Raw genomic sequence first — 25,343 nt, forward strand, 5'->3', positions numbered from 1 at the left:
TTATCTGAAGCTCACGCCTGTTGTCGTGAGATCCAGATATTCCGTCGGAAGGGCGTTATAGGTCAGGCGATCCTTGCGCACCCCGATGAAATGGGCGGCTGTATAGAAGTTCGCGGTATTCGGATCCTCCTCAAACTTGTCGAGCATCTGGGCAAAGACCACCCGCCGATGCGGCGTATCGATAGACGTCGACAATTCCTCCCCCAGCGCTGCCATGTCAGGAGAGACGGTGAAGAATTTCTGTTTCGCAAACGAGCCGCCGGGCCCGAGGCGGCGCCAGAACTGGCCAAGCGGATCGGGATAGTAGGCGCCGGAGGATGCATCGATGATCGCTCTGTCGGGCGTATCGGCGAGCACCTGCGTCCAGTTTTCCTTGAACTCCAGCTTGACGTTCAGTCCAACGGCTTTCCACATCGACTGTACGATCTGGGCCGTCTCCCCCTGCTTGGTGTAGTAGTTGTGCTGGGTGCGCCAGACGATCTCCTGGCCGTGATAGCCCGCTTCCTTGAGAAGCTGCTTTGCCTTTTCCGGATCATATTCGTCCACCGGACGGCCCTGCAGATACATGTCGCCGAAGGTTTTCAGCTGCCAACCATGCGTCACTTCTGTGCGCCCATCATAGAGGGCTTTCACCAGTGCCTCGCGATCGATGGCGAGGTTCATCGCGTGCCTGAGGCGCGGATCGGCGATCGGGCTATTGATGCTGTCAAAGATGACGCCTCGAATAGTCTCGATCGGCCCGCCGGCGACCGCACCGTTCGGGTTGCCCTCGATCTGCGGAAATTCATCCGTGCCGATTTCCGTGATCATGTCGAACTGGCCGGCGAGGAGGCCCGCAACGCGGGTAGACAGTTCAGGAACCGTGACGAACGTTACCTTATCGGCGGCCGCCTTCGCGTCGCCCCAATAGGCATCGAACCTCTTGAGGGCGGTCGCGCCGCCGACCTCGTGGCTGACAAGCGTGTAGGGCCCGGAGCCCGCATCGAGCTTCGTAAAATCATTGTAGTTTGGAGCTTGCTTCAAAGCCGTTTCGGAAATGATCTGGGCAGGGAAGGTGGCGAAGCGATCGAGCGCAATCGGATCAACAGCCTTGATGTGAATCCGGACCGTCATGTTGTCGAGGGCCTCGATCCTCTCGATGCCGCCGAGAAACTCCTCGGATTCAGTGGGCACCCTTTTATCGCGCCCCAATCTCACATCCGAGAACGTCGCGATGACATCGTTGGCGTCGAAAGTGTCGCCGTTGTGAAACACGACCCCCGGCCTCAGCTTGAACTCAAGGGTCTTCGGATCGAGGGCCTTCCACTCGGTCGCCAGCCCCGGCACGATCTTACCGTCGTTGCGGTAGTCGTATCTGACAAGCGTGTCATAAAGAGAAAGCACCACCCGCAGATTGGGGTTGGAGTTCTCGGTGGCCGGATCGAGGTTATCCGGGTTCTTCGGAACGGCGATCGTCAGGTCACGCGCAAAGACTGGCGTGTTGCCGGACAAGGCCGCGACGCCGGCGCTCAGTATTACAATCAGTACCAAGCTCTTGGCTTTCAATCTGCTCTGGTTCATTCGGCTCTCCGGGATCTTGGTGGCGGTGCAGCGCTGACGGTGCTTGAGGTCGCGCTTCCTGCGGGCCGCCTGTTGTGAGGCAGCCGAAACATGCCTCAGTTTCACGACATTCGGATGACAAAAAGAGATTCGAATATCAGCGGATCAGGGGACCCAGATTTCAGCGCGCGTCCGAGCTTTGGCCTTTCTAACACAGCGCGCTTGCGGATCAGCCGCGGACATTGCCAACGGAGACGTCGCTGCTTATACTTATTCGAATATGTTGGTCGATCGTCGACCGCACGTGACAAGCAACGGAATGAAGCGACAATGCCGAAGAAACTGATGCACGGCCAGTGGCAAGACGTCGAAGAGGAACTCGCTGCCGACATCACTGCGGGGCGGTTTGCCAAAGGGGCGCCGCTTCCCAAGGAAGCGGAACTGGTGGGACGCTTTGGCGTCGGGCGACATAGCGTCCGACGTGCGATCGCTCAGCTCCAGAGTCGCGGGCTTGTCCAAGTCGAGCATGGGAAAGGGACGTTTGTTCGCGACGGGCGCCTGAACTACCGGCTCTCCGAGCGAACCCGCTTTTCCCAAAACCTCCTCGATCAGGGGCGTGAGCCGTTTGGCAAAGCGATCAAGGAGCGTGTGATCGAGGCTCCTCGGCGAGTCGCCGAGGCGCTAAGGCTTCCGCTCGACGAGCAGGTCTACCATATCGTTCGCCTCGAATACGCCGATGAGGAGCCCGTCAATTTTTCGAACGCATTTTTTCCAGTTCGCCGCTTTCCGGGCTTCGATAAGGCGAGACGCGAAGGACAAACCGTCAGCAGCATTCTAGCCGATTACGGCGTTACCGACTACATTCGTCTGCGTACTGACTTTATTGTGCGCCTGCCGACTAAAGAAGAAGCGCGTCAGTTGATGCAGGCCGAGACGCAGCCGATCCTGCTTCAGAAAAAGGTCGACGTGGATATGAAGGGCACGCCGGTTTCATTTTCGGAGTCCGTGTGGGCAGGAGAGCGTGTCCAGTTCTCGATCGACAACACCAGCCAGTTGCTCAACGCCTTGGCTCAGAGTTTGTAAGGGCGTGAATCCTTCAATGAAAGAACGCAAGGGCACACCCGCTTCGTTCTGTTGCGCCCAGCCGGGAATGAGACCCGGAGATCGTCCCGGTCCTGCGCGCGATGTTCGAAACTCTGCTTGAACTGCCTGCTCCCGGCCAGGCCGACCTCGCACGCTCGAGATGCTCGACCGGCAAGGCTAGAAGGTCGTTGCCTCTCCTGCATGTCGCTGCGGCGATGCCGCAACGACGGACAGGCCGGCGCAAGTTCAGAGCAGCAGCGGAGCGTTTGTCGATAAGCGCGAAACGTACGCGGCGCTGACGAACCACATCGGCGCACCGATCAACACCACGTTGATCCTTGACCATTGGGATGCCGTGCTACATCTGGCCGCCTCGATCACGACGCGCGCCGTCGTCCCTTCGACGATCATTAAGAAGCTCTCGGCCTGTCCGAGGAAAGCCAGTTGGCCAAGTCGCTGCGGGAACTCGACCGGATCGAGTGATCACTGTTCATTATCGAATGGTATTCGAGCACAGCCTTGCGCCGGTGCTGCCAAGCTGGCTCCATCAGCAGCGCATAAGCTCAAACGCGCGGTGTTCTTCCACGAGCGCGGCGAAATCCGCGACCGGTCATTCGAGAGCCAGGCATTCAGCGCTTCCGGTCTCAATCTTGTCGTCAGCGCCATTGGAACACCGTCTATCTTGATCGCGCAACCCGCACCTGCGCACGACGGATCGGATTATCCCGAACGACCTGCTCAAACACGTCTCGCCGCTCACGCTTGCCAGCACCAATCCGACGGGCGGCATGATGTTCATGCTCCGTTCGACCTTAGCGTACAATTTTGAGCAGCTCCTGTTCTGACCCAAATAAAGCAAGACGAGAACAATTCCTCGGATTCCCGGCGAGAGCTTCTTCCGCCTCATGATACTTGATGCCATCAGGTGCGGGCTGGTATGGACCGGTGCAGAGATTAAAAGTTTCTTCTCCGCTTTAGCCGCGCGTGCTTTGATATCAGCAACAGGCGCCGGCGCCCGAGAACAGCCGATGCGGATGCAGTCGCTGCAACCGGACTGATCGCAACAAATCTAGCAGAAGCCACGACATCGTTGGGCATCGGAAAGTGCGGATAGCAGTCGGATGACGCGTGAACTCCGCTTCCCACCTAGGAAACTGCCATCCGTGGGAAGATGGCCGGCAACCGACACTACTGCCGGGTTTGTTGAATGAGCGACACGGGTTGTTCGGCTTGGCTCCTCTTCCCATCACCATTCAAGTCATTGAATAGCATCTCGAACACTTTTTCTGAGACTTTCCTGCGCAGTTGGCACGAAGTGTGAAGCTTCCTTCTAGAAAGGCGGCACGAACTGCGGGCCGATTTCATGTTCGTGGTTGACGTCGCGATCGAGAGGACGAAGGAAGGAAAGCAGCATGGCAGATCTGCGTCGGGTGCGTATACCGTCCGAAAATGGGCGTCACGTGCGGAATCCGGGTCGCAATGCAAGCGAACGCATGTCTCCGCTTCGTGACCTCATTTGCATCCGTGACAGACCGTCATTCCTTATGGAAGCTCATGACGCGCTCTCCGCGGCGATCGCGCAGCGGTCAGGTTTCAAGGCGCTTTGGGCGTCCGGCCTCTCGATCTCCTCCAGCCTCGGTTACCGTGACGCGAACGAGGCCTCTTGGACCGAGGTGGTCGACGTGGTGGAACGGATGGCGGACGCAGCGGAAATTCCAATCCTCGTCGACGGAGAGAGCGGATTCGGCAATTTCAACAATGCGCGTCTGGTCGCTCGCAAGTTGCGGCAGCACGGCGCGAGTGGCGTTTGCCTCGAAGACAAGGCGTTCCCGAAGATGAACTCCTTCGTAGGCGATCGCCATCCACTGGCGGACATCGGCGAGTTCTGCGGTCGCCTGAAGGCCGTCAAGGACCAAGTTCCGGATCCGGAGTTCGTTCTCGTCGCTCGAACCGAGGCGCTGATCGCCGGACACACTCAGCAGGAGGCGCTTGCACGAGCGCACGCCTATGCGGACGCTGGCGCCGATGCGATCCTGGTCCACTCCTGCAAGTCCGACGCGGAGGAGATTTTCGCTTTCGCGCGAGCCTGGCAGAACCGACTGCCTGTCGTGATCGTACCGACAAAATACTACCGCACGCCCGTCGCCGATTATCGGGCGCTCGGTATTTCCACGGTCATCTGGGCCAACCACAACATGCGCGCCGCGATCTTGGCGATGCGTCAGGTGTGCGACCGCATCATCCAGGAAGAGAGCATTGCCGGTATCGAAGGTGAAGTCGCGACGCTCGACGAGCTGTTCGAACTAATGAACTACGGCGAGCTCTCAGCGGCAAAAGAGAAGTACCTTCCGCAGGCAGAGGACAAGGTGATGGTTGGTCGGCGTCCCGCCGCAATCTCAGTTAAAAGCCGTTGAATAAATGCAGAAACGTTTCTCTGGGCTCTTCCTGCGCAGTTGGCGCCACTCTTGTTGTTCTCTCTTTGCGCGGCGGCATCTACGGATAGCAGTATCGCTGTCTTTGGCGCCTGCAACGTGGAACGACGGCGCGCGCCGGGTTTGGATCACGCCTGGCCGGTGGTGTTCGCACAGGCCAATCGGCATTGAAGACAAGCCCTCATCAGCGGCTCGTCGAGCTGCAGGCGGTCCGTTCGCGAATCCGTTGAGCGGCCTAGAGCTGTTGAATGCGCTTCTCCCGCTAAAGCTTCCACAAAAGAGGAGGGTGACGTGTCTAAGCAATCGGCTCTGGTAACATATTACGATAAGATCGCGACGGTCGGCTCCATCTGTTCGTCCAATCCGGGACTGGGAACCCAGGAGCCAGGCTTCAAACCGGGGTACGAGCTTCCACCTCTAGATGAGAAGCTCATTTCATTCTTCGAACCGGCGACCATCGCGCTTCACCGGCTCGGTGACTATCGGGGCCGGCGGGTGAATGTCCTTAACTTAGTAGGAAACCCACGCACGCGTACGACAAAGACGTTTGCCTCACTCGTAATGGTCGCGCGGGCGATCCAGCATATTCGGGCGACCGGCGAGTCGATTCTGATTGTGACGCCGACCTCCGGTAACAAGGGCGGTGCGCTGCGTGACGCCGTCTTGCGCGCGCTCGAATGTGGGCTTGTGGTGCCCGATCAACTTCGTATCGCAATTGTTGTGCCCAAGGACAGCATCTCCAAGCTCTGGTCGAGCACACTCTCGGAGGACGCGGAGCTCCGCAGACTGAACCCGGTTTTTATCTGCGACGCAGAAGACGGATCGATCGTCAAAGCAATGACTAGGGAGTTCGTACGGCAGACCTCGCAGGATCTGAAAGACCGGTACAATCTGAACGTATGGCATACATACGATCTCAACAATTATCGGATGGCTGATGCCGTTCGCGCCTTCTTCGAGATGGATCAATTGGGTCCTGCCCACCACGACATACCGCGTATTCAGGCCCAAGCAGTCTCAAGTGCGTTTGGCTTGCTCGGCCACCAGTTTGGTCTCGAGTTCCTTTCAAAGAACGGAGTGGACGTGGGTGACAACCGGCGGTGGCTGCTTATTCAGCATCTCGGAACGCCCGACCTTGTCCTGGATCTCCACTACGGCTCGTTTTCCAGGGAGAATCTCCCGGCATATACCTTGCAGGAAGAGACGGGCCTCTACGTGCAGAACGAGCAGCCGTTCTTCCCAGTCCGGACATATGATGTCGAGGAGGTGATCGACCCCACGTTCTATAGCCGAAACCCTGCAACCAGCGAGCTGGTGCGAGAAATCATGTCCGGCCAAGGAGGCGAGGGTATCGTCGTATCGCTGTACGAATGCCTCCAGCAATACCCAAAGCTGCGACATCTCCTGAGAAACACAGATTTGAACTTGCCGCATGATCCGCGAGACTTGCGCGAATGGTCGATGACGATGGTGTTGACAGGGGCGTTAAGCGCGATCGATCGGGATCTGGTGCCCTCGGCGAGCGAGCTTTTGATCCATGTGACTGGGTCCTATGCGAAGCAGGACTTCTCCAGTCTCCCCGCTGACCACTTGCGGCCAGTCGCCTCTCCCGACGATATGAGGGTAGCAATTTTCGAGTCGTCTACGGCTCCTTTCATTCCCAAGGTGAGGCAGGCGATGTAGTCGCTCGAGCGAGCCAAGCGATGAGATTGCTCTACTGCAAAACAGATGAGTCTCCGAGATTAAGTTGGTACTCTTGGTCGCCGATCGCAAGAACCATTGCACGCCAGTTTGGCATTGAGATCGACGAGCTCGATGTGTCTTTGGCTGCTCTAGTCCTCTCGGTTGCCGGCCCGTCGACAGCGGGGAGCGCGTGTCACCCTCAAACCTGCTTGGCGGCAGCGATAGCGGAACCAAACGCCATCATAATCAAGGCACCTTGCATTGGTGCGAGTGCCAATCAGGCGCGCGCGGCTGTCGCGGAGTTGCTGCGCGCCGGAGCAATTGCGGACGCCGACGTTCGAAACGCCCTCGAAATTGGCGAGGTCATTCCAAACTTGCCGGTGCTTGGAAGCGTGATAAATCGCCAATTGCGTCAAGGCGCCATGATTCGCGAGTTGCGGAATCACAAACCAGCTCGTTGCGCGCCATCCGGGATGGGCGGTGCCTCACCTTTCATCGATCGGAACACAGTTGTGGTCTCGATGGACGAGGGCGGTTTTGCTGAAACGGAACAATCGGTTTCGATCTCGGATAAGCAATTCGTCAAAATTGAGTTGTTCGGACAGGATGGGAAAGGTCGTGTACTTGCTGCGCATATAGAGCTCCTGGCTGGAGACATATGCTCGTTCTCCTTTATCCGGAAGGAATGCCTTCGATCGTTTCTGCGCGAGGAGTTTGACGACGCTGAGAGGCGCGGACTGGCTGTCTCGCTACAACTCAAACGGACGGTGCTTAAGGCGGACGAGTACATTTCGGTCGAGGCCAGCCAGATCAATGATGAACGAGCCTTGGACCCATCTTCGCTCAATCTTGACGACACCAGTCCCGCCACCCGATCGGCGTCGCGAGTCGAGGTCACCCTAGGGACGAACGTTGGCGCCCGCTCGAGCGCATCCCAATCGGGTCCCCCAAACAAGATGGCGTCATTTGCCCCCTCAGTGCAGCCGAGCACCGCGAGGGTCATGGCGGATGCAATACTGCGCGGCGGCCGTGTTCCTCTTGTGGATGGCTCGGAGGGACCCGCAAAGTTCGTGATACCGGATAGCACATACGGCCATCTTTATCAGGCGGTACTCGACGACTTCAGAATCTTCGGAGCCCTCCGGCCGGATCAAATAGGCGCCGTAACGATCGTCGGGCTAACAAAGGACGACGCCGAAGAATATGGAGCAAACTCAACGACTTTTCGGGTCTCGGCTGATGGCTGCGTCCGGGTGCTACCTGACCACGGGGCCGAGATTTACATCGAACGCGCGTACACTGGTGACATCTGGCGAATGATGAAAGTTTCTGCGTCGGCACTTGAGGTTTGGTGCGAGGCTGCATTGCAAAAGGCCGACGAAACAGGAACTCAGGCGATCTTCTTGCTGGATCTCGACAGACCCTTTCATCAGCTGATCAGACGTGCGGTGACAGACCATCTCGTCAGTCGAGGAAGGGCAGCGCGGGAAGCGAAATTCATGAACATCGCCGATGGAGCGAGATTCGCCTTCCAAGAAATCAGGGGCGGAAACGGCATCGTGCTCGCGGTCGGAAACCTTTTGCGTGACTTTCTTTCAGAACTGATTCTTGCGCTCGCCGGGGAACGGAAGCGGCTTGTTCGGTCATACTCCGTGCTTCCCGGCGGCGGGCATGTCTTCGAGGTTGGCACAGGCGGCACTGCGCCCAGTACATTTCACCGTTTCATTGCGTCAGGCATACTGCGGTGGGACCCGGTCTACGAGTGGGTAGCTTTCGCGGAAGCCTTTCGCTGCTGCGCCCGCTACCAGCACGACGACCAGATAAGCATGCTCGCAGAGGGGCTAGAGGCTGCCATCGAACAAGTGCGGCATAGCACACCTGCCGCGTGCGTCGACACGCGGGAGGTGCATTTCTGGCTCGCCAAGCATTGGACAGGCTGGGTCTCGCAGCACCAAGCCGGGTTAGCCGGAGTTGATGCAATTCACTCCGCCCTTTCGGAAGAAGAAGCCGAAATATTGGCCGAATTGCGCCGCACGTCCGAAGGCCCAGTAGATCTTGGAGGATACTACTACCCAAACGAACAGCTCGTAGAAGCGTGCATGCGGCCGAGCCGGCACCTCAACAAAATTCTAGAGGGATGCGTTCCTCAGGGCAAGCTTACTTAATGCACGATGATGTCTACTGTGATTTCACCCCCATCGCCGCTCATTCATTCATTGGCGGAATTCTGACAAGCACGGGCCTTTTGGCAGATATCCTGCCACTTGGCACGACAAAGCCGCACGAGCAGATCTACCCGGTGCACGCCTGCCAACTGGGCGATGACATCGTCGCTTGCGTACACTTCACGACGCCGATCCTCGTCGACAGTCGAAACCACATCTTGTTGGATGGCCACAATCGACATTGGATTCTTTCCGAGCGGATACGAGCCCGGTTCATCCCAGCAATCCTCTTAGATTATGACAAGGACTCGCTAATTTCCGTCACCAGTTGGCGGGACGGCATCGTTGTGGACCGGTCCGGCGTCCGCGACGCAGCGCTCAGTGGTCGCCTTCTCGAGTGCAAGATGTCGAGGCACCGCTTTAAGATTGGACTAATTCGCACAGCATTGACCGGCCTGAACAAAGGTCTCCTCTATTACACTGATGAAAGACGGCGGGAGGTCTGAAGAGATGTCGCTCGGTGTTTTCTGCCTCGTATTAAGCGCTGCAATATTTCACGCGACGTGGAACGCCTTGGTGAAAGTCAATGGGAATAAGCTGGCGGTCGTCTCGGTGATTAAGACGGCTCAGATCATATTCGCACTTGCGGCCGTTGCTTTAGTAGGTGTCCTTCCGTCCGCAGCGTGGCCATATCTGCTCGCGTCGACGGCGATCCACACTGGCTATTACTGGTTTTTGATTCGATCATACCGGTTCGGTGAACTCAGCTACGTCTATCCGATTGCCCGGGGAACATCACCTCTTCTCGTGGCGCTCGGTTCGATGACACTTATCGGTGAAACGATATCAATTCCTGCGGCGATCTCGGTCGGACTTATCGCGCTGGGAACAATGAGTTTATCGCTGACGATGAAAGCCAAAGCAATAGAAAGACACGCGCTTAAATCTGCCGTCGGGACTGGGATTTGTACCGCCGGTTACACGCTTATGGACGGGATTGGCGCTCGGAGTTCGGATACTGCGTGGACCTACATCGTTTGGCTGATGCTTGTTGGCGGCCTTCCGACACTTTTGCTCGCGATCGGTGAACGTGGACGCGCGCTTGGAACGGAAATGATAACAGTTTGGAAAACGGGCGCCGTCGCCGGCGCTGTCGCTACGTCGGCGTATGTGATCGTGATCTGGGCTTCGACGGCAGCGCCCATCGCGCTCGTCGCAGCGATACGCGAGACCAGCATGGTGTTCGCTGCATTGTTCGGCGCTCTGGTGCTCGGCGAACATTTCAACCGGACCCGCCGGGTGGCTCTTGCAGTGACGCTAGTTGGCGTCGTGCTTCTTCGGGTCTGGGCTTAAACGAGACCTGCAAACGGTAATCGGAGGGGACCGCGAGCGGTTACGGTTTCTCTGTTTTTGGAGTTCAACATGGCGGTATTATTGGATGCATTATCAGCGGTCGGCATTGATTACATTTCTGGCGTGCCGGATTCCGCCCTCAAACCATTCATCGTTGAGCTGAACGACCACCCCAACATCGTGCACCAGATTGCCGCGTGTGAAGGCAGCGCGGTGGCGATGGCCGCAGGTAGGTCGATGGCGTCAAAGCAGCCGTCCGGAGTTTATATGCAGAATTCCGGGCTTCCGAATGCGCTCAACCCGCTCGTGTCGATGTTCTCGCCAATCGTCTACGATATTCCGCTCACCTTGATCGTGGGATGGCGGGGTGAGCCTGGAACAAAAGACGAGGCACAACACATGGCCATGGGCAGAATTACCGAATCCATGCTCGACCTGTTGGGGATAGATCCTCTGATTGTGGACGCCAGAACGGCACAAGATCGAGTTCGCCGATACATCCTGGAGAGCCATAAAAAAAGGCGGCACGCCGCGCTGCTTGTACGGCGCAGTGCGTTTGTCGCTCCGCGTGAGACTGCAGCCGAGACCGCCCTTTCTATCCCGAAGTTCGAGGAAAGCGTTGATCGCGTGGTAGCGGTTACTGCCATACTGGAATCGATCCGCGAAGGAAGCGTCGTCTTCAGCAGCACGGGCTACACCGCTCGCGAGGTCATGCTGTTCGAAAGCGAGCGTGGCGGAGAGCGGAGATTTACCCACATTCCATGCGTCGGCGGCATGGGTTTCGCCTCAAGCTTTGCAGCAGGCGCTTCGGGAGCGGACGGGAGCCGCGACGTGTACTGCATTGATGGCGACGGAGCATTTCTGATGCACGGTATCAGCAATGCGGTCATCCCTGGTCAGGGCGGACGCTTCAAACACATCGTGCTAAACAATGGTTGCCATAATTCGGTCGGTGGCTTTCCCACTTGCTCGGCTTCTGCCGATCTGGCGAAGATCGCGGAGGGAATGGGATACGCATGGTGTCAAAGGGTCACGAACGAACGATACCTCAAATCCGCGCTGGAGGAAGTCGCTAGTCACACCGTCCCCGCGTTTTTCGAGATCCGGTGCGGTCTCCAGAGCTTCGGAAAACTGCCAAGGCCCGATCGCCCGCTGTCGGATTACAAGAACGACTTCCTTGCAACCGTGGGGGTTCGGGATCACCGGGACACGGTTCCTTAATTGCACCAGTGATCGTCTGTCGAAGGCGATTTGCCTTGCGAATGCGCGTCTGTCGACTGCAAGCGATCACCCTCACGCGTTAGCGAGACTCTGCGAGACAAGAGTGAGCTCGAAGACGTTGTCGCCTGCTCCAGTTATCGCGAGGCGATAGCTGCCCTCGTTCGGAGTATCTTCCAAATTCATCACTTTGAGCAGCGTGGACTTGCCGGACCCGGACTCCCCGACGTGCCGAGAACCTCACCTAGATAGACGTAGAAATCGACACCAATCAAGGCCCTGGTCGGCCCGAAGGTATGGGATACGCCGGGCGTCGCCACGACTGGCTCGGTGCGTCTAAGGCGAGGCTTGTCGAGCTCGCGTTTAATCGGGGGACTGTCGGTCACGTTCATCGCTTCTCCCCTTCGTGGTACCAAGTTGCTCCGATGCGAATGTCTTCGCCGGCGGCGCGCGGGACGGCCTTTGTTCCGAGGCCGCATCGGAAACTTCAAAGCGCGAGCTGCCGTCGGCCTGAGGGATCTCGTTCATGAAGGACCCTTTCAGGTCCGAACGGAAGCAGGTGTGGCGGGCGTGATCCTCGACGCTGTACGGACATCGAAAAGGCGAGCGGTTGCACCCTTTGAAGGGTGGAACGGCATAAGGCCGCTTCTCTCGCTCGGCCGACAAAGGGGCCAGGTGTCGCGCCATTGGAGCTTCGGCACATCCCAGCGCGGTATCGGCGAAAGGGCCGTTCACCAGTGTAGGATATTCCGTGGCCTGGGTCGGGTCTACAGAGAGCGCCGCAACGACCTTCTCAGCCTTGCAGTTAGCCAAGGCCTAAGGTTTCAGTCCGTCCGCCATAGGCTCCGGCCGTCCAGCGACTTCACTGCCAATTCGTCAGCTCGATCGCGCGATCCTTGTTGCCGCCCTCATGACAATACCGGGCGACCGCCGGATAACAGGAACTTACGGCGGTCGCTTTGCGACCGGCTATCTTAGGCTTGTTCGCGCGCTATGGGTTGGTTTGTGGCGATGCGCTCGGGATCGACGGATTTTGCTTGATCGCTGGTGCGCCAACTGCCGTTAAGCACTTTCGGCAAAACCTCATCGAGGTGCATCGGATAACCGATAAAGGCAATGTGGCCGTCTCGGTCGACCACGAACGAGGTCGGAATCACGACAGAAAGGCTGGGCTCCATCCAAAGCTTGTTCATTGCGCCTGTGTGATCGAAGCCGATCCGATAGCTCAGATTCGAGCACTTTTCGGTCAACCACGCGTCCAACTTGGTTCGGGCCTCAACGGCCGTTGGAGCGTGTTCATTCGCCGCGACCCCGACGACCTCAACTCCGCTGTCCTGGTATTTTTCCTGCAGCTGCATCAGATGGTGCATCGCGTTCACACATGGTTCGCACCACGTTGCCCAAAATTCGACGATGTAAACTTTGCCGGGCTGAAAGCTCGTGAGGGCCTCGCCGCGCAGCCAAGTTTCCACTTGAATCGAAGGAGCCGGGGACTCCATCTGCAATACCATGCTGATCTCCAAAGCTATTGCCAAAGGATGCGGGACTTCATGAGCGAGCTTGTTTTCCGTTAGATCCGTTAGAGAGGGGACACACGGGTTCAACGGAAGAGGTCATCGCTCGTTTTGCGCGTCTGTGTGCAGTCACCTCACTCAGTGTTGCCGCGGCTCAATCAGCAAAGGCCGTGCCAGCGCGGTCAGCGTCGCGTAAGCGCGTGAATATCCGGAAAAACCTCCGCATTCCCAAGATGGCCGGTTGTCATGCACTTGACGTGTTTTGTGCCGCTGTCGGGTTTTGGACACGGATCAAGCGCTTTGCGCCGCCACAAAAAGCGTGGCCATCCGCACGGTCCCGAAGTGCCGGGGCCATGAGAGCGCGTGCCACACGCTGCATGACATCGTCCCCATGCATCGTTGCCCTAAACCGAGACGTCGCAAGCTCGACCCGAGAACTCGAGCGGCATCATCTCACCGGAGGTTATACACCGGACGAGCACTGGCCGATTGGCAGCCTTCCTCCATTCCGATCACCGTCTCTTGGTCGCCTAATTATGGCACGCTGGAGAAATAGGCGCTGGTAGCCCTTAGATACTGGATCTTTTAGATCCTCTGGTTCTAGCCGGTGGAACAGGCCCACACATATGGTTTGGCGGACCACGCGTCTTTCGAGCTAACGTCTAATGGGCGGAAATCGTTTAGCTTTTCGCGCATTGTTACAACAGTTTGTTGCACCGCTGGAACAACGACCTCAAGCTCGGCTTCTGAGTGCGCCATCCCGACCCACTGACCACGGAACCGGCGGCCGTAGACATTCCGCGCGTCTATGCGAAGCTCTGCTCTTTCGTTCCTGTCAATGTGCAGCTTATCAATGGATCGCAAGGCGGCAATCACATCTGGGCTGAGCGGTTCGACCGCGATATCGCCGACATCTTCGACGTTCAGGACGAGGTCACGCGACGCGTTGTTGAAGCGATTTCTGGCAAGCTTGGTGAAGAGAATATCGCTGCCCGTTCCCAACCGTCAAATCTCGAAGCCTATGATCTTTGTGTTAGGTCGCGAGGCAAATGCAACGTTTCCAGATCAGACAACAGTGAGGCGTGTGCTGATTTGGAGCGTGCTGTTCAACTCGATCCAAACTACAGCGAAGCGCACAGCAATCTTGCCGTCTCACTGCTATTTGGCTGGGTTATCTGGGGAGAACCACAGATACCCGGTCGCGCAAAGGCTCTGATGCATGCGCAACGAGCCTGGGAAATCGATCCCGGCGATTCCCACGTTCGCAGGATCCTGGGCTGCGTTCAGATTTACGAGCGCAATAGGATGAAGCAAGATTCCAATTTGATGCTGCCGTTCGGCTAAATCCCAATAATGCAGATGCGGTTGCATGGATTGGTGAGCTTCAAATCTATTTAGCCAAGCAGTAAGCGGCGCTGATTAGCTTGTCCCAAGGCGCTCCGTTTAAATCCTCGTCCACCCGGTTGGTATTTCTGGATCATGGGAATGGCGCAGATTTCCTTCGGTCAGTGCGATGACGCTGTTGTGACCTTGAGCCGGGAAGGAACCTACGGGACGGGTTCGAGGGAGCACCTGCTTGCCGCGCTTGCCCTCGCCGGCCGAGTTCTTGAGGCACAGGAGGAAGCCCGCCTATTTCTTGCGGGCAATCCAAATTGGAGGTCCGCTGATTTGGCGGCGAACTCACCCTTTAGGAGTATGAGCACTGCGCAGCCGTTTGTTGATGGCTGGCGTCTGGCGGGCCTGCCGGACTAGTCGTATTTCGGCGGCGGTGTCATACCACACGCCACGAGGTGGCGGACGGAGCGGCACCGGAGCGAGGCCTGCGAAAGCGTCCATCCCTGAAAGTGGCCATCCCGGTTCCGGCCCAAAGCGCCAGGCTGCTCGCCTCATATCGGAAGTATCCTAACTTCGTGCGGCTCAGCGTAGCCATCCGGCCAAGGCCGCCCGGATTGGCTTTTCGGTCTGGCAATCTCTGCGGTAGCGATTATGCTGACCAAAGCGACTGCCGCCATAATCGGAGACTACCCTGATGCATGAACGGATTGAAAATGCGAAGCGCGCCCGCGAAATCCTGGAGACGTGCGGGATCGATATATGCACAGCCTTCGAGGCGCTGGATGGGCGGCAAATCGATGCGCTGCTCGCACATCTGGATCAGCATCGGTTGAACAAGTACGGCCCTTGTGAGCAAACTTCGCCAACCGCCGGGCAGCGTCAATTCGCGAGTGCGATCGTTTCACGGTCTGCTTCGGGGCCGCGCTGCACTCCGGCAGCCTCGAATTGCTGCATCAGTGGGTACTGAACTCAGGTCGGAGACTGAAGAGTAGCTTGGCGACCTGATCGCTTCTCTCGGCTAGCCGCCCGCAGTCGGTTAGTCCCATGTATAGGTGGCCACGGTGAATAGATAGCCCGCGATCTCGCTCGCGGTGGCGCCTTCGTCCATCAGCATGACGTAGGCCCTGTTGCGTATGCTTCGTATTTGTCGGTGACCTCTGGTATGCCGCAGAGACCGATAGGATCCCGCAGCATCATCGACCAAATCAGCGGCCACTGGTATCTTTGGCGGCATGAGCAAATCCGAAAAGATTCGCGAATTGCCTAAATCCGGCATGACCACGGCCGAGATCGCTCGCGCCCTCGGCATCCGTTATCAACATGCCTACGGTGGGCTTCAAGGTTCAAACCTTGGCCAGAAAGGTCGCAACGGGCGCCCCTCCAATACGATGACGGCCAAACCTGACAAAGAGCCGCTTCATGTGGGGATGCTTGTCGCTGGCGGCTTTGAGCATGTCGGCAGCTGGATCTCAGTATCCCTACGGTGACGGCCGCCAGCTCAGGCGCTCCTTCTATTTTCGCCTCTGTCTCTGCCGGAAATACGTGATGGCTTTGGAGACCGGGGCAGGGGCACGATCAATCTGCTGCACGCCGACCAATTGCTCGAGGCGCCGAAGCTTTCCGCGACGTTCCTGCTGTGGCTGCTCTCCATCCGCAGGACGCGCGTTCATGCGGCGGATGATGGAGGCGAGGGGATCGCCCGCGTCGGTGGTGACGATGGTCTCGAAGCGAAGACCATATCCAGCGGTAGGTGCGATCTGCTCGACATGAAGGCCATGACAAAGACGCGCTACTAACGGAGATCATCGCAGAATTGCGGCTCTGCCTCCGCGATCCCAACATGCGTCCCGCCGAAGACCTTCGCCGCGTTAAAAACCGCCTTCGTCAAAGGCCGCTACTTCAACGACCACATCCGCAACCACTTCCGGTATCGTCTGGTGGCCGCGATAGTGAACCCGGATGTGACCTTGTCGGCCGAATTTCGCTCCAACCGTCGGTTGGTGGACGCATCGCAATTGACGCGCCTAAAGTCCCTGACGGTCCGCGTGCACCGCCCCCGCATCCCCCCGGCCTGGTGCACTTGATCGGGTCCCGCCGTCCTGGCATGTGCGGCGGGACTTTTTATCCAACTCGCGGAAAATCGAGCGGCTTCGACCTCCGTCACCTATCCGTTGCGAACGGCTCATGCTCGGGAAGGTGATGATGCAGCACTTCGACAAGGTTTCGCTTGTCGAATGTCTGGCCGCAAATTGGGCAGAACTCCAAGTGCCCCGGTTCGTCGTTGTCCGGCGACCCTTGGATTTTGCCCTTCATAGTTGGCGGATTGTGCTTATCCCGTCTCACGTCGTTACCCACATCACCTGATAGCGCCACGGCATTTGGCGGACGATTTGGCCGCTCGGCGTACCGGCTGAGAGCGTTCGCCCCCAGCTGGAGCGGATTATACGCCCGTTCATGCATGATTGCTAATTTACCAGCGCCAGTGCGATCGGGCCTAGACTCGATCCCGTGCGTAAGCCAGTGAGTAGCAAGGGCCGCCTCGAGTTCATCCGCCGATGGAGTCCTAGCTGGTTGCGAAGCCACCCGAGGGCGAACACTGGATTCACGAGATCAAGCTCGACGGCTGCTGCGGCGGAGACATGGCGTGCGGTCGGCGTAGGGGGACGGCCGAGAGCTTCCTCGAGGATTGAGATGATCGTTCATCTAGTAGACGGCACATACGAGCTGTTTCGCCACTTCTATGGCCAACGCCGGTTCAACAACGGGCAAGACAAGCCGTTTGGCGCAGTCGTTGGCGTGCTGAACACAGTGCTGGAGATGATCGAGAATGGCGCCACACACATTGGGGTGGCTACCGATCATGTAATCGAATCGTTCAGAAATCAGCTCTGGCCCGGCTACAAGACCGGGGATGGCATCGAGCCGGCATTGCTCGCGCAGTTTCATTCCCTCGAGGAAACCCTGGTGGCGATGGGACTGGCAGTCTGGCCGATGATCGAGCTGGAAGCCGACGACGCGCTGGCCTCCGCGGCACACGGCGCGGCTGCCGATGAGCGCGTCCAGAAGGTGTGCATCTGGACGCCGGATAAGGATCTCGCACAGTGTGTGCGTGGTGACCATGTGGTCCAGGTAGACCGCAGGACGCAGAAGATTCGCGATGCCGCCGGCGTACGCGAGAAGTTCGGAGTTGAGCCGGCCCTGATTCCAGATTTCCTGGCGCTCGTCGGTGATGCCGCGGATGGCTATCCGGGTCTCGAAGGCATCGGCCTGGTCTCGGCCGCCCGGCTGCTTGGCCGGTATGGCCCTCTTGAAAGCTTTCCGCTTGAAGCCCTCGGCAAGCGTAGAGAGCTCGCGCTTTTGTTCAAAAAACTCGCGACGCTGCGTACGGACGCTCGGCTGTTTGAGAATGTCGAAGAGCTGCGCTGGCGCGGCCCGACCAAAGCGTTCGAGACGTGCGTGGTCCAGCTAAATGACACCCGGCTCCTCGCACGTGCGCTCAAGGCTGGCCGCAACTGACTTCGGGAAGCGAGGTCTGGAAGCGGACTTTGGAAGGCCAGTGCCGATTCCCCAATCGCACAGGGGTACCGTACGCGCGGCAACAGTCTTGAAGTCTTGAAGAACACACAGCCAAATGTTCCGGCGGGTGACAGGCGCTCACGCAGCATCCGGCGTTCCATCGCATTCTGGCTTCAGATCTACGACCTAGATACAAGGATGGACGTGTCCGGGTCGTGCCCCTAACACGTTATTGGCGCAAGCGAGGTTGCGGCAGATGTACAGTAAGGTGCTACGGTTTGCGCTCGTCCAAACGTGACTGCTTGTCGGCGGCATCGGCCGATCTCCCCAGCGTGTCCGCGACCGTGGCACCTCGCGCACCCATCGGCTGCTGCGCACCTGTGGTGGTGTCCTTGACCGTCTGATGCTCCAGCATTTAGCTCCGCACCTATAATCAGGATAATCATGGAAATCCAGGTCCACATCATCAAGCCGATGACCGCCCCCAGGGCTCCGTAGGTCGCGTTGTAGTTCGCGAAGTTTTCAAGATAAAAGGAGAAACCCACCGAGACCGCGATCCATACTACAGCCGAGAGGAAGGCCCCCCATGTGGCCCATCGCCACTTCGCCTTTTCGCGGCTAGGGCCGTAGCGATAGATCAGCGTAATTCCGATTCCGACCATGATCAGCAAAACCGGCCACCGCAAGATCCGCACAAGGCTTTCGGTCCAGCCGCCCAGGTTCAGCAGCGCAAGCATTGCGGGTACGATAAGCCGCGCTTTTCAGTCTCCTCGTAGGCGATGTTCATCGCTTCGAACAGCGTTTTGATGCCGCTGTTGGCGCTCCACAGTGCGACGGCAAGACCGAAGATAAAGCCAAAGCTGAGCGCGCCGGTGCTCTGAGCAGCCAATGAGTTAAGTTGCGATCTGATAAGCTCCAAACCACCCGAAGGCAGTATGCCGCCAAGGAATGAAATGTGCTCGGCGATGGTGTGAGGATCGGCGACGAAGCCGTAGATGGACACGAAGGCGGCAAGCGCTGGAAACAGGGCAAGAAGCAGATAGAACGTGGCTCCGGCCGCAATCAGCGTGACACGGTCCTCCATTACCTCAGCCGACACCCGCCACAGCACGTCCCTCCAGCCGCGGCCGGAAATCTGCGATGGCCGTTCGGCATCGCGTCCGCGGCCCTCCTGTCCAGCCCGCCGCTCCAGTTGCACTTGGTTTTTGTCGGAATCCTCGGCTTTGTTCTTCGACATAACAGCAGTCCGTCGCATCTTCCTCGACGGCAAACGTTTAGGCGCGCGAATAGATGCAGGTGCAGACCTGCGCTCGCAAATAATCATCCGCCAGCTGCAGAAAGTCTGTTCGTTGCCGAATGGACAATTTGACGAACAGGTTGATGCCTTCGTCGACGCTCTCAACGAGCTCGCACTCGGATCGACCTTCACGCTTGACAATATCTGACGGTCGAGAATCGCCGAAGCCTGATTTTAGTCAAAATGCTCTGGCAGGGCCTTCAGCTGCTCGGTGGTCATTTGTGTGATGGCATGCACGGTGCCGTCTTCGTCCCGCATAAAATCGAGCTGTGTTGCATATAAGGCCACGCGCTTTGAGCCTATGCCGAGGAAACCACCAACATCGAAGACGACTTGCGCATGCTCACCCGTTCCATGGATGTGGTCGACTGAACTGATTTCCTCATCGTCGCGACCGTAGATAGTCGCTCCCTCAACAACGTCAGCGCGCAATTCAGAACTCGAAAGCCGTACGTGATTGGTGTGGTCCATTTTGGAGTCTCCTCTCCGTTGGACTGAGGTAACCTCCGACGGGGCCAACCGTTCCGAACCATCATTCACGAGTGTCGTTCGCCGAGGGCACCGAGCGGGGATATGGCAGGCGCTTTGCTGTCGCCGATCCCCTAGACGAGCTGGCGTTGGGTCCGACCTTTACGCTCGTCTAAACTTCCGACCGCTGACGCGGACCGGCCTCACTGGACCTGTTCAACGCCTCGCGTAAGCCCCGAAGTGATCCGAATAGCTACGCCCTGCATAAGTCATCCGGGCATCGTCATCTACGACTCGGACCTTCCCAAAGCACACACGAGGCGTGCCAGTCCGAAGCCTTGTCAATCAATTGTTTCGACCACACTTCGCGAATACCTGATGCCCGATTTCCTTCTTCTGCCTTGGCGTTTTCTTCGGCCGTGCCTACTCCGAAGCGCCATAGAATGCCGGCTTCGTTTGGCACCCAGACGATTTTCATCGAGTAAACCGCTGCGGTTCCGGAGAGGCTATCGATTCGGCAGTCAAGAGACGCCGGCATCATCCCCTTTGCTTTCATCTTCCGGCTTTCGGCGATCATGGTGTCAGCGTTTATCCACACACCTTCAACGGCGTTTGGAGGCAAATCATTGTTGAGCGTTGCGGCGACCAATGTCACCACCAATGCGACTGCTTGTAGTGTCATTCCCCAGCCCCTGCCTAGGGTGGAGCATTGCTCAGGATAAGGGGATTTCGCAAGTGCGACGGGCGAAGCTGTCTGTGGATTCTGCCGGCATATTGCGCAATAGGCCCCCAGCCGGACGGAAGCCGGTGAAGCATCGCGAGACTGTGCGCTCACGCATTGCTGACAGGCCCAATCGTTCAGTACCATGGTTCAGAGGACAGGCACGGCCTTCGCTCCCGTGGCGGTCACCTCCTACGATTAGACAGGCTCTGCACCCGGTGCGCCTCCTGGTTGGCGATTTTCTCTGCGTTTAACTGTGCTCAATACACCGCCGGGCTGCAGGTCATGGTGCCGAACCTCGACAACATCGGCCAAGGCGCGAAGGCTGATCCGATGGGGGCCGGTGGCCGTGGTTTGCCCTCCACCAAGTGCAACCACCGAAGTAGGTCAGCCTGCATGCTTGACCGCCTGAAAACGCGCCCGAGCCGCGATGAGCAGCATCGTCTCATCGGTCATGCCATTCTGGAAAAGCCGGACAAGATCGGCTGCGAGTTTCTCAGCTGCCGGTGAGCCGGGCTCGACATGCACTTCCCCACATATCTGGATGAAAACGGATTTCAGGGCTTCCAAGTCGGTCGGGTAAAGGGCTGGGTCAATGTTCATGCGATCAATCATCTGGGGCCTCCTCAGCTGGCGACAGGTGAATGGAACGACAGCGGACAATGACTCCGCCGGCCCAAGGAGTCATTTAAAAATGACAATGCATTTCGCTCGGTACGGATCGAACAATCCACAACTTGACTCGTGAGAACGGAACATAAACTTGTTCCATCCCCCATTGTGGAGGGTGGCATTCGCGCCCGCCACAACGGCATCAACTCCGATGCCTTACCTTATCGCTTTTGGCGGTATCACGCCGTCATCCCGTGGGAGAACAGCTGGGACGTGGCTTACCAGCCCGCCCATTGCGCGTGCTGCCCGAGAGCGGATGTGCCGAGCGCCGCGTGTTTCGTCGGCCGGACCCAACCTTTTGGGTAGCTTTGGAGCCGTTGTGCTGGTTCCCAATGGGATCGGCGTTGCGCCCCGAGGTCAATGCATCTTGCACGGCACCTGCACTATTAGCTCTGAGCTTGGGCGGCGCGGCTACCTATGTATCCGCCTTTGTCCTCAGCTTTTGCGCCGCTTGGACACATCCTCTCCCGACATTGGCTTTCGTTGCAGGGTGTTTTCGCCAACGCCGGACTTGGCTGCAAAACTATAAAGAAGGCCTGCAGCGACGAGCACCAAAAGCGTGCCGAGCGCCGCCACCTGCCACAGACCAAGCCCGCACGCCACGCCAATTGCGCCAGACAGCCACATGCCCGCACCGGTCGTCAGCCCGTGGATCTCGCCTCTCGAAACAAAATCGATCCGGCAGCAAGGAAGGCAACGCCAGCGGTGACCGCTTCGACGACGCGAATCGGATCGACCTTCACGGAGTCCTGTAGAAACATGGGCGCGTGAACGATTTCAATCGTCAGAATGCCGAACGTAGCCGCTGCCACGCAGACCAAAATATGCGTGCGAAGCCCTGCAGGCCGATTTCGCCATTCCCGTTCGAAACCGATCGCAGCACCGAAGATCGACGCCAGTAGAAGCCTCGCCGCAATGACCGGAAACGGTACGTATGTCGGATGGCCGAATTCTTGGAGAAGTTGTTGCATGAGTAACCCAGGTTGCCCGACACAACGTGATCGGGACGGCCCGGTTCCCCAAGCGCTGCGGGTGCCGCAGCTGTGCGCTGTTTTGACATTTCGACCTTGCGGTGTCGGAATATTTGCATGCAAACGAGTTTTGCGACGCTATCCTCCCCTTCCTCAACGTACCATTCTGGGAGGAATGCATGGCTGCGCATGAGCAACATGCCGTTGAAATCGTGAGGGCCAGAGAATGGTCGGTTCGCGTGACGGTCAATGGTACGACTACCACGGTCCCTTTCACAGCTGAGAGCTACGCGCGCTCGTTTGCAGACGGTCAGGCGTTCCGGCTGGGCGTTCAGGTCGCGGAGCTCAAAAGGTCGGCTTAGCAGCGGCGTTTGTCCCAACGTCACGGGGGGCCCGACCAGCTCACGTATCTTCGACAGCGCGTGGGCCAGGTAGTGCCGCCAGGCGCCGGGCGGCCTGAGGAGCCCGAATAGCGACCCCAACTCGCAACCTGCATCGTGGCGTACCCTCGAATCGCTGAAGAAAGTCGCGGAGCCAGCGCTTTGATTAGTCGTTTCGGCTGCGGCCACAGGCTAGTTCGTCGCGTCCGGCGGGTCTCAGGAGTACGCTGGCACGAGCCTCGTATCGCGTAATGGCAAGGCCATAGTGAAACGCAGGCCGTCAGGATTGTAATGCAGTTCGATCTTTGCATTGCATTGGACTGTAACCACCCTTTCCAGCAATGTCGTTCCATAGCCTCGTCGACTCGGCGGCTGTACAATGGGGCCGTCTTGCTCCTGCCAATCGAGATGCAGGACCTGCTCACCTGCGGAATCGGGTATCCACCATCGCACTTCAAGGCGGCCTTGCGGGCACGACAGGGCGCCGAATTTTGCTGAGTTGGAGGCAAGTTCATGAAACGCCATGCCGACAGGTATCGCAATGTCAGCGACGAGGGCCACATTCGGACCATGCAGTGATATTCGCGGCTCGCTATGGATCTCGTAGTGGCTCAGTTCTGACTCAAGCAACTTCTGTAAAGAGGCCGTTTGCCAATAGTCGTCTGTAAGCATTGAGTGCGTATCGGCAAGCGACACGATTCTTGCCGAGAAATCACGCACGAAGCTGTCAACGCTATCGCTGGACCTGGCCGTCGCTCCCATCATCGCTCGCACGTTGGCCAGGGTGTTTTTGACCCGGTGATGAAGCTCGCGGATCAAGAGCTTTTGACGGTCTGCGACCTGCTGTTTCTGTTCAAGATGGGACTTGACCTCGAGTTGGCGTGCACGCGCACGCAACGCCGACCTCACCGAATTGGCCAGGCTTGAGGCCAGGAAAGGCCTTTCGAGAACGATGAGATACCGATCTAGAAACGCAAGACGCTTGTCGAACTCCGTTCCCCGCATGACCAGAAGAACCACTGGAAAATCGGACCATGCAGGTTGGTTGCGCAGCCAGGCGGCGAATTGGCTCCGGTCGGAATTGATGAGTGCTTCTTCGGCCACGACGAGGCAGTGTGCGCTGTCGAGAAGCCGCAAAACCTCATCCAGATTTGCACAGATGCGTGTGCCGATCCCGTGTTTTGCCAGAATCGAGACGGCTAGCTGAGCGTCTCGACCAACCGGAGCGAGCACAAGTACGACGGGTTCGTTCGGCGTCATGGCTTCTTGTCAGCGAGCAGATCGCTTTGTTTTCCCTCAAAAAAGGGCACGCCTGTAAGTATCCCCCTGAATTGGTCGAGCGGCTCGCCGACAGCTATGCCCTGGCTGCTGACCATGAATTCACGGATAGTGTCCTCATGAGGACCAACCCGCCTCTTCACTACCGAAATCGCTCGTCGAATGCGACCGCCACTTTCGAAAAACCTCAGCAACATCACTGCATCAGACAGATAGGTCATGTCGATTGGCGCCGCCGTCTGGCCGATCAGCCCGTGATTGGCGAGCAGCAGGATCGTGACGATGCCCTTCTGGTTGAGGTAGGTGAGAATTTCATGCATCTGCAGCACAAGGTGCTGCTCTTGGGACATCGAATTCAGATATCCCGTGAGGCTGTCGATCACTACGATCCGGGCATCAAACCGCTCGACTGCGATCTGGATCTTTGAGGACAATTCGCCGGGTGAAAGGTCCGCCGGGTCGATCTGTTCGAGCAGGAGCATTCCGTCTTGGAGGAAGGGCTTGAGATCCATACCGAGTCCAGCTGCACGTCCCAGGAAAATGCGATCAGTTTCATCGAAGAGCAGAACCAGCACGCGCTCACCGCGCCGCAGCCCTGCATGACAGTAGGAGCAGGCTATGGTGGACTTCCCCACACCCGAAGGGCCGATCAAGAGCGTGCTTGTACCCCGATCGAGGCCGCCGCCGACCAGAGTGTCCACGGCATTTCCGCTTAAGGCCGGCGAGCCGTGCTCGGCTTCAGGGTGCTCGGCGGCGACCAGTCGCGGAAAGACCGTGACTCCGCCCGGCCGGATAACGAAGTCGTGGTAACCGCCACGTATTTGCACCCCACGCATCTTTATCACCCGCAGGCGCCGCCGCTCGCCACCATAGATCGGAGTCAATTGCTCCATGCGGATGACGCCATGGCTGATCGAATGCAGGTTGAGGTCATCCTGCTCGGCCGTGAGGTCGTCGAGTAACAACACCGTCGCGTGGTTGAGCAGAAAGAAGCTTTTCAGCGCCAGGACCTGCCTGCGGTAGCGTAGTGAGCCCTGCGAGAGCAGCCGGATTTCGGAAAGCGAATCGAATACGACGCGCTCTGGCTTAATACGGTCGATCTCAGCCAAGGCCGCCTGCACGGTCTCCCCGAGTTCCAGGTCAGAAGAATGCACGAGCGTCTGCAACTGGGAGGGATCAAGGCTGAGTTCTGGAGGAACGAGTTCCAGAATTTCTATCCCGTCCAGAGTCCAGCCGTGCCTGCTTGCCACGGATACGAGTTCGCGCTTGCTTTCGGATAGCGTAATATAGAGGCATTTTTCGCCTTGCGAGGCCCCCTTGATAAGGAACTGAAGCCCGAGCGTGGTCTTGCCCGAACCAGGCCTTCCCTCAACGAGGTGTGACCGAAATTTGGCATAACCCCCGCGCAAAACATAGTCGAGGCCTTCCACCCCGGTCGCTAATGGTGAGGCGTCATCTTCGTTCACGTTGCCCCTCATATACGTTGGTGAACAGCGTAACGATTGTCAGTTTTGATGGTTCCAGAAGGCCGCAAGCCGCTGGACAAGAGCCTCCTCTACAAACTGCTCACGACGCCGCTCATGTCGGTGAGGCTGATAGGTGCTGGGGCCCCCCAGCACCTAGTAGCTGCAAAGGTTCCTCTTTGCTCGGAAGGAGGCCGATAGTTAAATTCGTACAGCAACGATGGCAGACCGGAGGCGTTCGTAAGCCATGTATTT

At 58.0% G+C, this 25,343-nt stretch carries 22 protein-coding genes and 4 pseudogenes; 15 read left to right on the forward strand and 11 right to left on the reverse strand.

Annotation, left to right across the window (positions count from 1 at the left end; genetic code table 11):
• Complete coding sequence (locus tag AC0L2P_RS24225; protein ID WP_473504705.1) at positions 1–1,560, reverse strand: ABC transporter substrate-binding protein; 1,560 nt, start codon at positions 1,558–1,560, stop codon at positions 1–3.
• 309 nt (positions 1,561–1,869) lie between these two features.
• On the opposite strand from AC0L2P_RS24225, the gene phnF reads away from it, so the two are divergent.
• From phnF to aepY, 8 genes are all read left to right on the forward strand, one after another.
• Complete coding sequence (gene phnF, locus AC0L2P_RS24230; RefSeq protein ID WP_473504706.1) at positions 1,870–2,622, forward strand: phosphonate metabolism transcriptional regulator PhnF; 753 nt, start codon at positions 1,870–1,872, stop codon at positions 2,620–2,622.
• A 319-nt stretch (positions 2,623–2,941) separates the two neighbouring features.
• Complete coding sequence (locus tag AC0L2P_RS24235; protein WP_473504827.1) at positions 2,942–3,451, forward strand: Tn3 family transposase; 510 nt, start codon at positions 2,942–2,944, stop codon at positions 3,449–3,451.
• 664 nt (positions 3,452–4,115) lie between these two features.
• Positions 4,116–5,036 (forward strand): phosphoenolpyruvate mutase, encoded by a 921-nt coding sequence (gene aepX / locus AC0L2P_RS24240; protein ID WP_473504829.1) that lies wholly within the window; start codon positions 4,116–4,118, stop codon positions 5,034–5,036.
• 309 nt (positions 5,037–5,345) lie between these two features.
• Positions 5,346–6,737, forward strand: a complete 1,392-nt coding sequence (locus AC0L2P_RS24245; protein WP_473504708.1) for a DUF6002 family protein — start codon at positions 5,346–5,348, stop codon at positions 6,735–6,737.
• A gap of 20 nt (positions 6,738–6,757) precedes the next feature.
• Complete coding sequence (locus AC0L2P_RS24250) at positions 6,758–8,902, forward strand: NADP-dependent isocitrate dehydrogenase (protein ID WP_473504710.1); 2,145 nt, start codon at positions 6,758–6,760, stop codon at positions 8,900–8,902.
• Complete coding sequence (locus AC0L2P_RS24255; RefSeq protein WP_473504712.1) at positions 8,902–9,408, forward strand: ParB N-terminal domain-containing protein; 507 nt, start codon at positions 8,902–8,904, stop codon at positions 9,406–9,408. The genes AC0L2P_RS24250 and AC0L2P_RS24255 overlap by 1 nt, the downstream gene beginning before the upstream one ends.
• Positions 9,409–9,412: 4 nt before the next feature.
• Positions 9,413–10,255, forward strand: coding sequence for an EamA family transporter (locus AC0L2P_RS24260; protein ID WP_473504714.1), 843 nt, complete (start codon positions 9,413–9,415; stop codon positions 10,253–10,255).
• 69 nt (positions 10,256–10,324) lie between these two features.
• Positions 10,325–11,476 carry a phosphonopyruvate decarboxylase gene (gene aepY / locus AC0L2P_RS24265; RefSeq protein ID WP_473504716.1) on the forward strand — a complete coding sequence of 384 codons (1,152 nt, stop codon included), beginning with the start codon at positions 10,325–10,327 and terminating at the stop codon, positions 11,474–11,476.
• 72 nt (positions 11,477–11,548) lie between these two features.
• On the opposite strand, the pseudogene phnK reads toward aepY, so the two are convergent.
• The 3 genes and pseudogenes from phnK to AC0L2P_RS24280 form a co-directional block, all read right to left on the reverse strand.
• A pseudogene (phnK, locus tag AC0L2P_RS24270) lies at positions 11,549–11,689 on the reverse strand (phosphonate C-P lyase system protein PhnK); the annotation flags it as partial.
• 147 nt (positions 11,690–11,836) lie between these two features.
• The gene (locus AC0L2P_RS24275; RefSeq protein ID WP_473504831.1) at positions 11,837–12,208 is read right to left on the reverse strand and encodes an alpha-D-ribose 1-methylphosphonate 5-phosphate C-P-lyase PhnJ; all 372 of its coding nucleotides are present in this window, start codon (positions 12,206–12,208) and stop codon (positions 11,837–11,839) included.
• Between the two features lie 242 nt (positions 12,209–12,450).
• Positions 12,451–12,984: pseudogene (locus tag AC0L2P_RS24280) on the reverse strand (TlpA disulfide reductase family protein); the annotation flags it as partial.
• A 753-nt stretch (positions 12,985–13,737) separates the two neighbouring features.
• On the opposite strand from AC0L2P_RS24280, the gene AC0L2P_RS24285 reads away from it, so the two are divergent.
• From AC0L2P_RS24285 to AC0L2P_RS24310, 6 genes are all read left to right on the forward strand, one after another.
• A complete protein-coding gene (locus AC0L2P_RS24285) occupies positions 13,738–14,331 on the forward strand; it encodes a tetratricopeptide repeat protein (protein ID WP_473504718.1) in 594 nt (197 codons plus the stop codon).
• 141 nt (positions 14,332–14,472) lie between these two features.
• The gene (locus AC0L2P_RS24290; RefSeq protein ID WP_473504720.1) at positions 14,473–14,739 is read left to right on the forward strand and encodes a hypothetical protein; all 267 of its coding nucleotides are present in this window, start codon (positions 14,473–14,475) and stop codon (positions 14,737–14,739) included.
• Between the two features lie 277 nt (positions 14,740–15,016).
• A complete protein-coding gene (locus AC0L2P_RS24295) occupies positions 15,017–15,289 on the forward strand; it encodes a hypothetical protein (protein ID WP_473504722.1) in 273 nt (90 codons plus the stop codon).
• A gap of 265 nt (positions 15,290–15,554) precedes the next feature.
• Positions 15,555–15,809: a hypothetical protein gene (locus AC0L2P_RS24300; RefSeq protein WP_473504724.1), complete on the forward strand. Its 255-nt coding sequence runs from the start codon at positions 15,555–15,557 to the stop codon at positions 15,807–15,809.
• Between the two features lie 51 nt (positions 15,810–15,860).
• Positions 15,861–16,118: a helicase HerA-like domain-containing protein gene (locus AC0L2P_RS24305; RefSeq protein WP_473504833.1), complete on the forward strand. Its 258-nt coding sequence runs from the start codon at positions 15,861–15,863 to the stop codon at positions 16,116–16,118.
• A gap of 895 nt (positions 16,119–17,013) precedes the next feature.
• On the forward strand, positions 17,014–17,838 hold the full coding sequence (locus AC0L2P_RS24310) for a 5'-3' exonuclease (RefSeq protein ID WP_473504726.1): 825 nt from the start codon (positions 17,014–17,016) through the stop codon (positions 17,836–17,838).
• A gap of 271 nt (positions 17,839–18,109) precedes the next feature.
• Here the strand turns inward: AC0L2P_RS24310 and AC0L2P_RS24315 are convergent.
• Positions 18,110–19,075 (reverse strand): annotated as a pseudogene (locus AC0L2P_RS24315) (YihY/virulence factor BrkB family protein).
• Here AC0L2P_RS24315 and AC0L2P_RS24320 point away from each other — a divergent pair.
• A complete protein-coding gene (locus AC0L2P_RS24320; protein WP_473504728.1) occupies positions 19,062–19,283 on the forward strand; it encodes a hypothetical protein in 222 nt (73 codons plus the stop codon). The pseudogene AC0L2P_RS24315 and the gene AC0L2P_RS24320 overlap by 14 nt on opposite strands.
• Before the next feature lie 26 nt (positions 19,284–19,309).
• Here AC0L2P_RS24320 and AC0L2P_RS24325 read toward each other — a convergent pair whose 3' ends face one another.
• The 6 genes and pseudogenes from AC0L2P_RS24325 to AC0L2P_RS24350 form a co-directional block, all read right to left on the reverse strand.
• Complete coding sequence (locus AC0L2P_RS24325) at positions 19,310–19,606, reverse strand: PRC-barrel domain containing protein (RefSeq protein ID WP_352479193.1); 297 nt, start codon at positions 19,604–19,606, stop codon at positions 19,310–19,312.
• A 280-nt stretch (positions 19,607–19,886) separates the two neighbouring features.
• Complete coding sequence (locus AC0L2P_RS24330) at positions 19,887–20,285, reverse strand: hypothetical protein (protein ID WP_473504730.1); 399 nt, start codon at positions 20,283–20,285, stop codon at positions 19,887–19,889.
• 426 nt (positions 20,286–20,711) lie between these two features.
• Positions 20,712–20,939, reverse strand: a complete 228-nt coding sequence (locus tag AC0L2P_RS24335) for a hypothetical protein (RefSeq protein ID WP_473504732.1) — start codon at positions 20,937–20,939, stop codon at positions 20,712–20,714.
• Between the two features lie 492 nt (positions 20,940–21,431).
• Positions 21,432–21,967 (reverse strand): annotated as a pseudogene (locus AC0L2P_RS24340) (MgtC/SapB family protein).
• 596 nt (positions 21,968–22,563) lie between these two features.
• On the reverse strand, positions 22,564–23,607 hold the full coding sequence (locus AC0L2P_RS24345; protein ID WP_473504734.1) for a sensor histidine kinase: 1,044 nt from the start codon (positions 23,605–23,607) through the stop codon (positions 22,564–22,566).
• Complete coding sequence (locus AC0L2P_RS24350; RefSeq protein ID WP_473504736.1) at positions 23,604–25,103, reverse strand: ATPase domain-containing protein; 1,500 nt, start codon at positions 25,101–25,103, stop codon at positions 23,604–23,606. Before AC0L2P_RS24350 ends, AC0L2P_RS24345 begins: the two co-directional genes overlap by 4 nt.
• Positions 25,104–25,343: the final 240 nt, after the last annotated feature.

This window comes from Mesorhizobium sp. WSM4836 (assembly GCF_055811815.1).

Bases quoted from the DNA above. Each gene is read 5' to 3' on its own strand.
- AC0L2P_RS24225 (WP_473504705.1), bottom strand. From the start codon at position 1,560: ATGAACCAGAGCAGATTGAAAGCCAAGAGCTTGGTACTGATTGTAATA.
- phnF (WP_473504706.1), top strand. From the start codon at position 1,870: ATGCCGAAGAAACTGATGCACGGCCAGTGGCAAGACGTCGAAGAGGAA.
- aepX (WP_473504829.1), top strand. From the start codon at position 4,116: ATGTCTCCGCTTCGTGACCTCATTTGCATCCGTGACAGACCGTCATTC.
- AC0L2P_RS24250 (WP_473504710.1), top strand. From the start codon at position 6,758: ATGAGATTGCTCTACTGCAAAACAGATGAGTCTCCGAGATTAAGTTGG.
- AC0L2P_RS24255 (WP_473504712.1), top strand. From the start codon at position 8,902: ATGCACGATGATGTCTACTGTGATTTCACCCCCATCGCCGCTCATTCA.
- AC0L2P_RS24260 (WP_473504714.1), top strand. From the start codon at position 9,413: ATGTCGCTCGGTGTTTTCTGCCTCGTATTAAGCGCTGCAATATTTCAC.
- aepY (WP_473504716.1), top strand. From the start codon at position 10,325: ATGGCGGTATTATTGGATGCATTATCAGCGGTCGGCATTGATTACATT.
- AC0L2P_RS24290 (WP_473504720.1), top strand. From the start codon at position 14,473: ATGGCGCAGATTTCCTTCGGTCAGTGCGATGACGCTGTTGTGACCTTG.
- AC0L2P_RS24295 (WP_473504722.1), top strand. From the start codon at position 15,017: ATGCATGAACGGATTGAAAATGCGAAGCGCGCCCGCGAAATCCTGGAG.
- AC0L2P_RS24300 (WP_473504724.1), top strand. From the start codon at position 15,555: ATGAGCAAATCCGAAAAGATTCGCGAATTGCCTAAATCCGGCATGACC.
- AC0L2P_RS24310 (WP_473504726.1), top strand. From the start codon at position 17,014: ATGATCGTTCATCTAGTAGACGGCACATACGAGCTGTTTCGCCACTTC.
- AC0L2P_RS24325 (WP_352479193.1), bottom strand. From the start codon at position 19,606: ATGGACCACACCAATCACGTACGGCTTTCGAGTTCTGAATTGCGCGCT.
- AC0L2P_RS24330 (WP_473504730.1), bottom strand. From the start codon at position 20,285: ATGACACTACAAGCAGTCGCATTGGTGGTGACATTGGTCGCCGCAACG.
- AC0L2P_RS24335 (WP_473504732.1), bottom strand. From the start codon at position 20,939: ATGATTGATCGCATGAACATTGACCCAGCCCTTTACCCGACCGACTTG.
- AC0L2P_RS24345 (WP_473504734.1), bottom strand. From the start codon at position 23,607: ATGACGCCGAACGAACCCGTCGTACTTGTGCTCGCTCCGGTTGGTCGA.
- AC0L2P_RS24350 (WP_473504736.1), bottom strand. From the start codon at position 25,103: ATGAGGGGCAACGTGAACGAAGATGACGCCTCACCATTAGCGACCGGG.